8 protein-coding genes are annotated in these 12,341 nt (G+C 64.7%); 6 read left to right on the top strand and 2 right to left on the bottom strand.

From position 1 onward, the window contains the following. Positions 1–221: 221 nt before the first annotated feature. Positions 222–1,658: a sulfatase-like hydrolase/transferase gene (locus tag ACM9LZ_RS25120; RefSeq protein ID WP_416622255.1), complete on the bottom strand. Its 1,437-nt coding sequence runs from the start codon at positions 1,656–1,658 to the stop codon at positions 222–224. 188 nt (positions 1,659–1,846) lie between these two features. Between ACM9LZ_RS25120 and ACM9LZ_RS25115 the strand changes: the two genes are divergently transcribed. Further along, positions 1,847–2,800 carry a formylglycine-generating enzyme family protein gene (locus tag ACM9LZ_RS25115; protein WP_416622254.1) on the top strand — a complete coding sequence of 318 codons (954 nt, stop codon included), beginning with the start codon at positions 1,847–1,849 and terminating at the stop codon, positions 2,798–2,800. Between the two features lie 124 nt (positions 2,801–2,924). On the opposite strand, the gene ACM9LZ_RS25110 is transcribed toward ACM9LZ_RS25115, so the two are convergent. After that, positions 2,925–5,702, bottom strand: a complete 2,778-nt coding sequence (locus ACM9LZ_RS25110; RefSeq protein ID WP_416622253.1) for a TonB-dependent receptor — start codon at positions 5,700–5,702, stop codon at positions 2,925–2,927. A 661-nt stretch (positions 5,703–6,363) separates the two neighbouring features. Between ACM9LZ_RS25110 and ACM9LZ_RS25105 the strand changes: the two genes are divergently transcribed. The 5 genes from ACM9LZ_RS25105 to ACM9LZ_RS25085 all read left to right on the top strand — a co-directional run bounded on the left by ACM9LZ_RS25105 (position 6,364) and on the right by ACM9LZ_RS25085 (position 12,321). Continuing rightward, positions 6,364–8,091, top strand: a complete 1,728-nt coding sequence (locus ACM9LZ_RS25105; protein ID WP_416622252.1) for an IlvD/Edd family dehydratase — start codon at positions 6,364–6,366, stop codon at positions 8,089–8,091. After that, positions 8,091–8,945 (top strand): SMP-30/gluconolactonase/LRE family protein, encoded by an 855-nt coding sequence (locus ACM9LZ_RS25100; protein ID WP_416622251.1) that lies wholly within the window; start codon positions 8,091–8,093, stop codon positions 8,943–8,945. Before ACM9LZ_RS25105 ends, ACM9LZ_RS25100 begins: the two co-directional genes overlap by 1 nt. A 17-nt stretch (positions 8,946–8,962) precedes the next feature. After that, positions 8,963–10,120, top strand: a complete 1,158-nt coding sequence (locus ACM9LZ_RS25095; protein WP_416622250.1) for an aldose epimerase family protein — start codon at positions 8,963–8,965, stop codon at positions 10,118–10,120. A gap of 129 nt (positions 10,121–10,249) precedes the next feature. Next, positions 10,250–11,398 (top strand): cellulase family glycosylhydrolase, encoded by a 1,149-nt coding sequence (locus ACM9LZ_RS25090; RefSeq protein WP_416622249.1) that lies wholly within the window; start codon positions 10,250–10,252, stop codon positions 11,396–11,398. Then, positions 11,395–12,321: a family 43 glycosylhydrolase gene (locus ACM9LZ_RS25085; protein ID WP_416622248.1), complete on the top strand. Its 927-nt coding sequence runs from the start codon at positions 11,395–11,397 to the stop codon at positions 12,319–12,321. The genes ACM9LZ_RS25090 and ACM9LZ_RS25085 overlap by 4 nt, the downstream gene beginning before the upstream one ends. Positions 12,322–12,341 lie beyond the last annotated feature (20 nt).

Raw genomic sequence — 12,341 nt, 5'->3', positions numbered from 1 at the left:
AAATTGTTAGGCATCGCTGCGGTCAGGTATAGCACCAACGGGCATGGAGAATGCCCCTTGGTATCCGCGCCGACCGGCGCGGTGGCGTCCGTATGCCGCCGAAGCCTTTGATCACGACACGAGCCGAGATCAGAGGCTCATGGTATAAGTCTGCGCCGCAAGAGCGGGCAAGGTCAATTAATCAGATATATGCGGGCAACATTCCGCACGACCACCGGACCTCACCTCCCGCCCGTCGGGGCGGCATCCAGGTGCGGCTTGCCCTTCACCGGACGATTGTCCCCCTGCCCGGCCCGCCAGCGGTCGAGCCGCCGACGCAGATCCTTCAGCGTGGCCGCATGGCGCGGGTCGTCGGCCAGGTTCCGGGTCTCATCCGGATCGGCCTGCAGATCGTACAGTTCCTCCGCCGGGCGGCGGTAATAGGCATCGACGATCCGCCTGGCTTCCGCATCACCGTCGGCTGCGCGCCGCCAGGTAGGGAAATAGGCATCGTCCCCCGGCTTCAGCGGCTGGTCGATATGGGTTGTGTGAAAATGGTCGGGGTTCAGATTGTGGATATATTTCCACCGGGCCGTGCGGATCGACCGGCCCGGATAGACGTTGAAATTGCCGTCATTATTGTGGGTGGTGAAGATTTCCGGACGGCCCGCGAAGCGGCCGCCGGGGCGCAGGGCCGCCGCGAAGGAACGGCCATCGATGTCCGCCGGTGCCGGTCCGCCCGCAACATCCACCAGGGTAGGCAGGATGTCGACCCAACTGACCATGGCATCGGTGCGCGTGCCCGGCGCCGTGTTACCCCGCCAGCGGACGATCAGCGGCGTGCGCGTGCCGGTGTCATACAGGTTCCATTTGCCGAAGGGCCATTGCGCGCCATGGTCGGATGAGAACATGAACAGGGTGTCGCGGCCCAGAACCCTGTCGGCGGCAGCCATCACGTCACCCAGTTCGGCATCCATGCGGGCAATGGCGGCGTAATAGCGTGCCCGCGCCTGGCGTGTTTCCGGCGTATCCACCGTCTTGGGCGGCAGCGACAACCCCTCTGGCTGAAAGCCGTCGGTCGATACGGGCCAGGGCACGTGCGGCCAGTTGCTGCCCACGAACAGGGCCAGCGGCCGGTCATCCTTGCGGGCCTTCAGCCATTTGATCGCCTCCGGAATGGCCGCATCATCGTGGAACGTGTCGTTGGCGTGATAATCGAAGCCATAGGTGGCCGTATGTTCGTAATGGGCGACCTTGCCGATGGCGACGACCTGATACCCCTGGGATTGCAGGTAGGAGGGCAGCTTTCGAAGTGCCGGGCTGCTGCGTTCATGGTTGGCCTCCGCCCCGTTGCGGGCCGGCATCATGCCCGTCAGCAGCGCCGACCGGCTGGGTGCGCAGGCGGGAGAGGCGACGAACGCCTGGTCGAACGAAAGGCCTTCCGCCGCCAGGCGCGCCAGATTGGGCGTCCGGGCATCGACATCCCCACCGGGAACCGTGTCGCGATAACCCAGATCATCCGCCAGGAAGACGACGATGTCGGGACGCTGAGCCGCCCCCTCCTGTGCGGTCGCCCCCAGCGGCAGGGTCGCGGTGGCCAGCAGGCCGGCCAGGAGGGCGCGGCGGCCGATCCGGCCCAGGGGCCGCTTGTCCGATTGCCTTGTACCCGATATTGCCATTGTCGCCGCTCCCCTGTTTACCTTGCTTTCGACCCTGTCGGTGTTGCATCTGATTTTAAATACATATAAATCATATAAATCAAGCCCCATTCACATCCGGCCGCCCCCAGGCCCGCCGGAATGCTATGGATGGGTCGGGCACTGGACGGCAACGGCCCGGCCCATGGAACGACAGGAGCAGAAGATCGATGTCGGACACAAAGCGCCCCGACGCCCGCCAGAACCGCTTCACCGGCATGGCCCATATTACGGGCGGCACCTTCACCATGGGGTCCGACAGGTTCTATCCGGAAGAGAAACCGCGCCGACGGGTCCGGGTCGGTTCCTTCTGGATCGACACCACGCCCGTCACCAATGCGCAGTTCGACGCCTTCGTGACCGCAACGGGCTATCGCACCTTTGCCGAACTCCCACCCGATCCGCGGCTTTATCCCGGCATGGACCCGTCGCTGGCCGTCGCCGGGTCGGCAGTGTTCCAGAAGACCGCAGGCCCCGTGCCGCTCGACAATCATGGCCGCTGGTGGGCCTTCGTACCCGGTGCCGACTGGCGCCACCCCACCGGGCCGGACAGCGGCATCGCGGGGCTGGAGGACCATCCCGTGGTCCAGATCGCCCATGCCGATGCCGCAGCCTATGCGAAATGGGCGGGCAAGGCGCTGCCGACGGAGGCGGAATGGGAGTTCGCGGCACGCGGCGGGCTGGAGGACAAGGAGTATGCCTGGGGCGATGAACTGGCCCCCGATGGCGCCATCCTTGCCAATTACTGGCAAGGCACCTTCCCGCACCAGACGCTTAAGGAAGACGGCAATTTCCGCACCACGCCCGTGGGCCGCTTTCCCGCCAATGGCCATGGTCTCTACGACATGGTCGGCAATGTCTGGGAATGGACACATGACTGGTTCGGCACGAACCCGCGCAAGCCGGCCAAGGCCTGTTGCGCCGTGGACAATCCGCGCGGTGCCACCCTGCGCGAAAGCATGGACCCCTATGACGGCACGCGGATGGGGCGCAAGGTGATCAAGGGCGGGTCGCATCTGTGCGCCCCCAATTACTGCCAGCGCTACCGCCCGGCCGCCCGCCACCCGCAATCCATCGACAGCCCGACCAGCCATATCGGCTTCCGCTGCATCGTCCGCGGCTGATTCCGGAAAAACAACGCCGCCATCCCGCAACGGACGCAAGCCCGCCACGGGATGGCGCCGGACGACACCCGGTGGACGACACCCGGTGGCCCGGCCAAAAGGGCCGGACCACCGGGCACCATCATTACAGCTTGTAACGGACGCCCACGGTATAGACCGTCTCGTCCCCGAACAGGGCGAAGTTGATCTTCTCCGACCCGCGATAGATGGAAGTCTTGTTCTTGAGGATGTTGGTGCCGCCGACATCGACCCGCAGCGCATCGGTAAGGTCATAGCCGATGCTGAAATCCAGGCGCCCGGCCGGCCGGGCATAGGACAGCAGCGTCGGCACATAGGCCTCGTTCTGGCGATCGGCATCGAAGGGGCGCAACTGCACGCCACCCGTATTGTCGGCATCGATATATCTGGAACGATAGGTCCAGATCAGACGGCCGCTGATGCCATACATGTCATAGAGCAGGCCGGTCGTATAATTGTACTTGGACACGCCCACAAGCGGATTGCCGGCAAGCGGGTCATCGCCCTTGATCTCCGAATCCGCCAGGGTGAAGGCACCCTGAACCCCGAAGCCCGCGAAGGCGCCCGGCAGGAAATCAAAGAAGTACTGGCTGCTGATCTCGATACCCTGCAGGTCGACGGAACCGACATTGCGCGGGCTGGAGATCAGATAGTTCAGTTCGCCGATCGTCTCCTGGGTGTTGGAGGTAACGACACGGTCCTTGATCGAGCGGTAATAGCCGGTGGCCGCGATATAGCCGCTGTCGAAATAATATTCGGCCGTCACGTCGAAACTGTCGGACTTCTGCGGGCGCAGGTCCGGGTTGCCGCGCTGCCCGGTGTTGAGCAGGAACACATTGCCCACCAGCGTCAGGGATTCCGTGGGGTTCAATGCCGCGAAATCCGGACGCCGCATAGACCGGGAATAGCTGAAGCGCGTCTGGAAGGAATTGGGGAACTGGAACCGCGCCGTTGCCGACGGCAGCAGGTCGGTATCCGATGTCTTGGCCGACACGGGGGAGAAGCTGGCGCCATCCCGCATGAAGCCGCTGATCGTCCGCTCGGTCTTGACCAGACGGGTGCCGACCACGCCATCCAGGGTGACCGTGCCCAGCGGAATCTCGTAACCGCCCTCGACATACCCGGCATAGGTCTTTTCGTTGGCGTTGAATTCCTTGGTCGGGTCATAGCCTGGCTGCTGCTGCGGCAGGTTGAACAGGGCGCGCAATTCATTGCGCCCGCGCTCTGAACGCAGGTAACCGGGATTGACGCCCAGGAATTCCGAACCGCCGTTAAGGCGGGGTGCCTTGCCGATCGGCGCCAGGAAATCCGGGGACAGGCCCAGCGAGGAGATCAGGCGGGCATTGGCTTCCGTCGGCGTGCCGATATTGCCGAAGCCGATCGACTGAACCGTATTGGTCTGCTCCACCTGCTGCAGGCGGGCGTCGCGCTCCGAGTACCGGGCGCCGACCTTCACCTTGGACAGGACACTGTCGAACTCCTGTTCCAGATCGCCACGCGCCTGGAACAGTTCCCCCTTGCCCAGGGTGAAGTTCTGATTGATCGAGTTGCGCAGCGACACATTGGCCGGGCTGAGCGGGATCGCCGGATCGAGTTCAAAGGTCGGGCCGTTCTTCACGTCGAATTCGACAAAAACGGTCGGGATACGCTGTCCGACCTCGGCGTTGAAATTCTCGTTGAACGACTGCGAGGTCTGATAGGCGATGTCGAAGACCGCCTTCGTGCCGTCCTCGTCATATTCCAGACCGCCGGCAACCATCTTGTTGCGCTGGGTGATCTGGTTGGAGGAGGAATTCTGGTTCACCACGACATTGTTGAACCGGGCGCTTTGCAGTTCGCAGACGCGCTGCACCGTGAAGGGCTGGATCGACTTCGTGCCGTCGGCATTGTTGATCAGCGTCGGGTTGGTACCATTGGCATTCACCCGCGCGTCGAAGCAATAGTCGCTGGGCGTGACATCGGTGATCTGGCTGCCATTGGTGAAGGGCTGCGGGTTGAAGCCGGCAAAACCCGTCGTGCTGCGGAAATAGGTGTAGAGCCCGTCGACATAGACCTGGGTCGATGGCGTCGCCTGCCATTGCAGGGCCCCGTTCACCTGCTTGCGCGTGACACGGCCCACATCGGGCATGTTCTGCAGCACCTGCGGCACCAGGATGCCGACGGTGTTCAGCGGGGCGACGCCACCATAGCGGCGCTCCGTCAGGTTGCTGACGCTGCGGATGGTGTCGGAACGCGAATAGGTGGCACTGACCAGGCCGCCGATCTCGCCGATGGGGCTGTCGGTCTTGTAGCTCGCCAGCCCGCCAAGCTGCGGGTTCCAGGCCTTGGCGTTTACGGCACGGCTTTCGCGCCCCGTCAGCACGAGCGTCGGCTCGCGGAAATTGAAGGGGCGGTTGAGGCGGAGATCGATGGCCCCCGCGACGCCGCCCTCGATCTGGTCGGCCGTCTGCGATTTGTAGGCATCGATGCGGGCCAGCGCCTCGGCCGGCACATCCTTCAGGTCGAAGCCGCGGCCGGTGGTGGTGATCACCTCGCGGCCGTTCAACGTGGTCAGGATGTCGGTCAGGCCACGGATACGGACGTTCGACAATTCATTGTTGCGGTCGTTCTGCACCTGGATGCCCGGCACGCGCTGCAGGGCCGCGGCGACGGTGGAATCCGGCAGCTTGCCGATATCGGTGGCGACCACGGAGTCGACCACCTGCACAGCGGCGCGCTTCAGTTCCGCCGCCCGCTCCATCGACTTGCGGACACCGGTGACGACGATCTCCTCCAGCACCAGGCCGCTGTCCCCCGGCGCGGCACCGCCGGTTTCCTGCGCCGTGACCGGCATGGAAATCAACATGGCCGTCGCTGACACGGCACCAAGCAGATGCAAACGCATATCCTTCATCCTCCCCCTGGATACTCGGCTTACCCTGCCAGACGGGGCGGGCATGCCGTTGGATGACGAATGCATAGAGAGGGGCACTCAAGTCAATATAAATCTGACAAATATGATGCAAGCCAAGGCAGTGTTGCGTGGGGGTCACGGGAGCGGCATCGTCACGATGTCGTCCCCGGCACCGACCCGCCATCACCTCTTCTTGCAGGGAAGCACAAGGCAACGCATCGGTGAAATCGCGCCCTTCAGCCAGCCATGGACAGACAGGCGCAGGCTGTCCTGCCTTCAAGGCACTGAAAAGAAAAGCACGCAAGACAATGCACTGATGACCGGGACACCGCCGTCCCGATGGTGACGTCCCAAGCCGGTCATCGGGTATCGGGCCTGCACGATCGGCCGGACACCAGGACAGACATCCGTCTCGCCCTGTTCCGCACAGCCGATCCATCGTGATTTTGCTTCGCCTGTCTATTTTATCTGATATATATGCTTCCAATCCGATCGGTTCGGCTCTATCAGTACCGATGGCATGAGCGAGACGGGGCGGCCGCCAGGGACGCCCCCAGGTGATGGGGTAATGAGCGTGAGGGACGGCACTTCCAAACCTTCCGGTCGGGCACTGCGTTCGCGGCAGTGGTTCGACAATCCGGACAACCCGGACATGACCGCACTTTATGTTGAACGCTATCTGAATTACGGCATCAGCCTGGAGGAATTGCAGTCCAGCCGGCCGATCATCGGCATCGCCCAGACCGGCAGCGATCTGGTTCCCTGCAACCGGCATCATATCGAGCTGGCCAAGCGCGTGCGTGAGGGTATTCGCGACGCCGGCGGCATCGCCATTGAATTTCCCGTCCACCCGATCCAGGAGACAGGCAAGCGCCCCACGGCGGGGCTGGATCGGAATCTGTCATATCTAAGCCTGGTGGAATCGATCTATGGATATCCGATGGACGGCGTTGTTCTGACCATCGGCTGCGACAAGACCACGCCTGCCTGCCTCATGGCAGCGGCAACCGTCAATATCCCGGCCATCGCCCTGTCGGTCGGCCCGATGCTGAACGGCTGGTTCAAGGGGGAGCGCACCGGTTCCGGCACCATCGTGTGGAAGGCGCGCGAAATGCTGGCAGCGGGCCAGATCGATTATAAGGGCTTCGTGGAACTGGTGGCCTCCTCGGCCCCGTCCACCGGCTGGTGCAATACGATGGGCACCGCCACCACGATGAATTCCCTGTGCGAGGCGCTGGGCATGTCGCTGCCGGGATCGGCGGCGATCCCGGCCCCCTATCGCGACCGGCAGGAGAACGCCTATCGCACCGGCCTGCGGATCGTGGAGATGGTCGATGCCGACCGCAAGCCGTCCGACATCCTGACGCGGCAGGCGTTCCTGAACGCCATCCGCGTCAACTCGGCCATCGGCGGTTCCACCAACGCACCCATCCACCTGAACGCCATCGCCCGCCATATCGGCGTGGACCTGACGCTTGCGGATTGGGAGGAACAGGGCGCTGATGTGCCACTGATCGTCAACCTGCAGCCGGCAGGCACCTATCTGGCGGAGGATTTCTATCGCGCCGGGGGCGTGCCGGCCGTGATGGGGCAGCTGCTGCGCGCCGGCCTGATCGACGGGTCGGTGCTGACGGCCAACGGCCAGACACTGGCCGACAATGTCGGCACGGCGGACACGACCGACTCGGATGTGATCCGCCCGCTGGGCGATCCGTTGAAGGCGTCGGCCGGCCTGACCGTGCTGTCGGGCAATCTGTTCGATCATGCGGTGATGAAGCTCAGTGTCATCTCCCCGGACTTCCGGGCCCGCTACCTGTCCGACCCCGATGATCCGGAAGCGTTCGAGGGAACGGCAATCGTCTTCGACGGGCCGGAGGATTATCACGCCCGTATCGATGACCCGGCCCTGGGCGCCGATGAACGGTCGATCCTGATCATGCGCGGGGCTGGACCCATCGGTTATCCGGGGGGGGCCGAGGTGGTGAACATGCGGCCGCCCTCCGCGCTGATACAGGCCGGCATCCATGCCCTGCCCTGCCTGGGCGACGGGCGGCAGTCGGGCACCAGCGGCAGCCCCTCCATCCTGAACGCCGCACCGGAAGCAGCGGTGGGCGGCGGCCTGGCGCTTGTCCGCACGGGTGATCGCATCCGCATCGACCTGCGCCGACGCACCGCGGATATGCAGGTCCCGGCGGAAGAACTGGCCCGCCGCCGCGCCGCCCTGCAGGGCCCGCCCGGCTATATGCCCCCCGCGCAGACACCCTGGCAGGAAATCCACCGCAACATCACGGGCCAGTTCGAAGGCGGTGCCGTCATCGAACTGGCGGTGAAGTACCAGCGCATCGCCCAGACCCGCGGCCTGCCAAGGGACAGCCACTGATGCGCGGCGTGCGGGTCATCACGCGCGACAGCCGTGACCTGCTGGGCGAAGGCCCGCTCTGGTCTATGCGCGAGAATGCCGTGTTCTGGGTGGATATCCTGGGCCGGCGGATCAACCGCCTGTCGCTGGCCGACGACAATGTCACCAGCTTCGAACAGCCCGATCATGCCGCCTGGATCATCGAACGCACCGCCGGGGGCTTCGTGGCGGGAATCGGGCTGGACATGGTCCGGCTGGACCTTCCCGCCAACCGGCGGAAAATCATCGGGCAGGTGGACCGGGGCATCCAGGGCAACCGGCTGAATGATGCCAAGGCCGATGCGGCCGGCCGCATCTGGGCGGGCACCATGCCCATCACCTGTGACCGGCCGACGGGCGCGTTCCACCGGCTGGACCCCGATGGCGGGATCACCCGGGTGGACGGCCCCTATACCATCGCCAATGGTCCGGCCATCGATCCGGATGGCCGCTTCCTGCTGCACACGGATACCGCTCTCGCCACCATCTTCCGGTTCGACATCCGGGAGGATGGCAGCCTGGGGGCGCGGCAGCCCTATATCCGGTTCGAACCGGCATGGGGCAATCCCGACGGCATGACCTTCGATGCCGAGGGCGGGCTGTGGGTGGCGTGCTGGGGGGCCGGCTGCGTGACCCGCTTCACGCCGGACGGGCGGCGGGACCGGTCGATCGACCTGCCTGCCAGCCAGATCACCAGTTGTACATTCGCCGGTCCGGACCTGGACCGGATGTTCGTCACCTCTGCCGCCGTCGATGTCGACGAGCCGGCGGGTGGTGCCTTGTTCGAGGTCGATCCCGGCTGCCGCGGCCGGCCGACCCTGATGTATCGCGGCTGACAGGGAGGATAAGGATCATGTCGAAACAACGCGCCTTGCTTGCATCCACGGCCATCGTGGCCTGCCTGCTGGCCAGCGGTGCGGAGGCGGCCAGCACCCGGAAATCGACCTTCGGCACGCTGCCGGACGGGCGGGAGGTGGCGGCCGTGACGCTGAGCAACGAGAAGGGCGTTTCGGCAACGATCATCACCTATGGCGCGACCCTGCAATCCGTGGTCATGCCGGATCGCAACGGCAATGCCGCCGATGTGGCACTGGGCTATGACAATATCGATGATTATATCCAGCAGCCGCAATATTTCGGCTCCACGGTCGGCCGCTTCGCCAATCGCCTCGCCGCCGGTCGCTTCACGCTGGACGGGCAGGCCCACCAGACCCCGGTGAACAACGGCAAGAACGCGCTGCATGGCGGCACCCAGGGCTTCGACAAGGTGTTGTGGGACGTGCAGTCGGTGACCGACGGTCCCACCGCCTCGGTGACGCTGCGCTATGTCAGCCGCGACGGGGATCAGGGCTATCCCGGCACACTCACCGTCGATGCCATCTATTCGTTGAGCGACGGCAACGAGTTGACGATCGATTACCGGGCCGTCACGGACAAGCCGACCATCGTCAACATCACCAACCACGCCTATTGGAACCTGCTGGGCGAAGGGTCGGTCAACGGCGCCATGGGGCATCTGCTGACCATCCCGGCAGAAACCTATCTGCCGACGGACGATGGGGCCATCCCGACGGGCGAGTTCCGGCCCGTGGCCGGCACGGTGTTCGATTTCCGCAAGCCGCAGCCCGTGGGCAAGCGCGTCCGCGACGCCTCGGACGAGCAGATCCGCTTCGGCCGCGGCTATGATCATAATTGGGTGGTCAGCCGGACCCCGCCAAAGGACCGGCAATTGATGGCGCGGGTCGTGGCACCGGGATCGGGCCGCGGGTTCGAGCTGTGGGCCAACCAGCCCGGCGTGCAGTTCTATTCCGGCAATTTCCTGGACGGCACCACCCACGGCAAGGCCAACAAGGTCTACCGCATGGGTGATGCCATCGTGCTGGAGCCGCAGAACTTCCCCGATGCCCCCAATCAGAAGGGCTTTCCCAGCGCCCGGCTGGAGCCGGGCCAGACCTATCGCAACATCATGACCTACCGCCTGCTCACCAACCTGCCGGCAGGCGGCAACTGATCGCAAGCATCCGCTGCCGTCCCTTCAAGCGGGAAGGACGGCACGGTTTCCACGCCATGCGGCGTGCGGTGGCAGCCGCCGCCCAACCGGTTCATCGGGAACCGGCACAAACCCAAAAGGGGGGACATCATGATCCGTCGGACATTCCTGCTCGCCACCGCCGCCGTGGCGATGGCCTTCGCGGCCGTGTCGCCGGCCGAGGCCCGCGAGCAATGGAGCCGGGAACAGGCCAATAAATGGTACGACAAGCAGCCCTGGCTGATCGGCGCCAACTATAATCCCGGTTCCGCCGTCAACGAGATCGAGATGTGGCACGAGGCCACCTTCGATCCGGCCACCATCGACAAGGAACTGGGCTGGGCCGCCAGCATCGGCATGAACACGATGCGCGTCTTCCTGCACAATCTGCTGTGGGAGAATGATGCCGAAGGGCTGAAAAAGCGGATGGGGCAGTTTCTCGACATCGCCGAGAAGCACAAGATCCGCATCATGTTCGTGCTGTTCGACAGCGTCTGGGATCCCAACCCGGTCTATGGCCTGCAAAGCCCGCCGATCCCCGGCGTCCATAATTCCCGCTGGGTCCAGGCCCCGGGCGAGGCCCGCCTGAAGGATGCCAGCCAGTATGACAAGCTGGAAGCCTATGTGAAGGACATTGTCGGCACCTTCGCCAAGGACCCGCGCATCGTGGTCTGGGATGTCTGGAACGAGCCGAACAACAAGGGCGGCGGCAATTACGACCATATCCCGGACAAGAACAAATATGTCGCCCTGCTGCTGCCCCAGGTCTACGCATGGGCCCGCAGCGCCGATCCGACCCAGCCGCTGACCTCGGGCGTGTGGATCGGCGAGCATTGGGACCAACTGGACAAGGTGGACGAGGTCGAGCGCGTCCAGTTGACCCAGTCGGACATCAATTCCTTCCACGATTACAGCTGGCCGGAAACGTTCGAGAAGCGGGTCAAGCAGATGCAGAGCTACGGCCGCCCCGTGCTTTGCACCGAGTATATGGCGCGCGGCAACGGCTCCACCTTCGACGGGTCGCTGCCCATCGCCAAGAAATACAATGTCGGCGCCTATAACTGGGGCTTCGCGGATGGCAAGACCCAGACGCGCCTGCCCTGGGATAGCTGGAAGAAGCCCTACACCTATGACGAACCGACCATCTGGTTCCACGAGGTGTTCCGGGCCGACGGCAAGCCCTATCGCCAGGCCGAGACCGACCTGATCAAGCGGTTGGCCGCGGCCCCCAAGGGCGTCGTGCCGGCGGCACCCAAATGATCGGCCGGCGCCGGCGGGCACTGGCCGCGGCCTTGTTTGCCGGCGCCGCGGTCAGTGCCGGTGCCCATGACGGATCGGTGCCCTTCAACGGCGCCGATCCCGACATGGAACATGCCGACGGGGCCTGGTGGATCTATCCGACGGGCGGGGACGTCCTGCATGCCTGGACGTCCCGCGATCTGGCCGTCTGGCGGCGCGGGCCGGCCCTTCTCCGGCTCGACGCCGTGGGATGGATCGCGCAGGATGGCGCACCGCGCCATCATCTCTGGGCGCCCGACATGGTCGCCGCCGACGGGCGATACCTTCTTTATTATTCCGTCGGGCCGCAGAACCCGACGCCCAGCCGCATCGGGGTCGCCCGCTGCGACGGGCCGGCCGGCCCCTGCACGGATAGCGGCCGGCCGCTGATCACCGGCGGCAACGGGTTCGAAGCCATCGACCCGGCCATCTTCATCGATCCGCACAGCGGCAACCGCTATCTTTATGCCGGCGGCAGCGCCGGGGCGACCCTGCGTGTCTGGTTGCTCACGCCGGACATGGTGGGGATCGAGCGGGAAGTGCCGGTGGAAACGCCCCCGTTCTTCACCGAGGGCGCGTTCATGCATGAGCGCAACGGCGTCTACTATCTGTCCTACTCGCACGGTTCATGGCGCCACGCCTCCTATTCCGTGCATTATGCGGTATCGGCATCCCCGACGGGCCCCTGGCATTACAAGGGTCCGGTCCTGGTCAGCGACGGCACCCGAAAGGGACCCGGGCACCACGCCTTTCTGCACAGGCCCGACAATGGCCGCTGGCTGATCGCCTATCACCGTTGGGAAGGCCAGACGGGGGACGGCCCCTATCGGGGCCAGCGGCAGATCAAGGTACAGGAGATCGACTATGAGGCGGATGGCAGCATTCGCCCCATCATGATGCAATGATCTGCGGGCAGTCCTTTCCA

Source organism: Niveispirillum fermenti (assembly GCF_048066175.1).
Taxonomy (GTDB): domain Bacteria; phylum Pseudomonadota; class Alphaproteobacteria; order Azospirillales; family Azospirillaceae; genus Niveispirillum; species Niveispirillum fermenti.
The sequence above is the reverse complement of the archived record's forward strand: the minus strand, read 5'-3'. Positions and strand labels throughout refer to the sequence as shown.

What these genes read in the sequence shown, in the direction of transcription:
- ACM9LZ_RS25120 (WP_416622255.1), bottom strand. Translation starts at nt 1,658, where the DNA reads ATGGCAATATCGGGTACAAGGCAATCGGACAAGCGGCCCCTGGGCCGG.
- ACM9LZ_RS25115 (WP_416622254.1), top strand. Translation starts at nt 1,847, where the DNA reads ATGTCGGACACAAAGCGCCCCGACGCCCGCCAGAACCGCTTCACCGGC.
- ACM9LZ_RS25110 (WP_416622253.1), bottom strand. Translation starts at nt 5,702, where the DNA reads ATGCGTTTGCATCTGCTTGGTGCCGTGTCAGCGACGGCCATGTTGATT.
- ACM9LZ_RS25105 (WP_416622252.1), top strand. Translation starts at nt 6,364, where the DNA reads ATGACCGCACTTTATGTTGAACGCTATCTGAATTACGGCATCAGCCTG.
- ACM9LZ_RS25100 (WP_416622251.1), top strand. Translation starts at nt 8,091, where the DNA reads ATGCGCGGCGTGCGGGTCATCACGCGCGACAGCCGTGACCTGCTGGGC.
- ACM9LZ_RS25095 (WP_416622250.1), top strand. Translation starts at nt 8,963, where the DNA reads ATGTCGAAACAACGCGCCTTGCTTGCATCCACGGCCATCGTGGCCTGC.
- ACM9LZ_RS25090 (WP_416622249.1), top strand. Translation starts at nt 10,250, where the DNA reads ATGATCCGTCGGACATTCCTGCTCGCCACCGCCGCCGTGGCGATGGCC.
- ACM9LZ_RS25085 (WP_416622248.1), top strand. Translation starts at nt 11,395, where the DNA reads ATGATCGGCCGGCGCCGGCGGGCACTGGCCGCGGCCTTGTTTGCCGGC.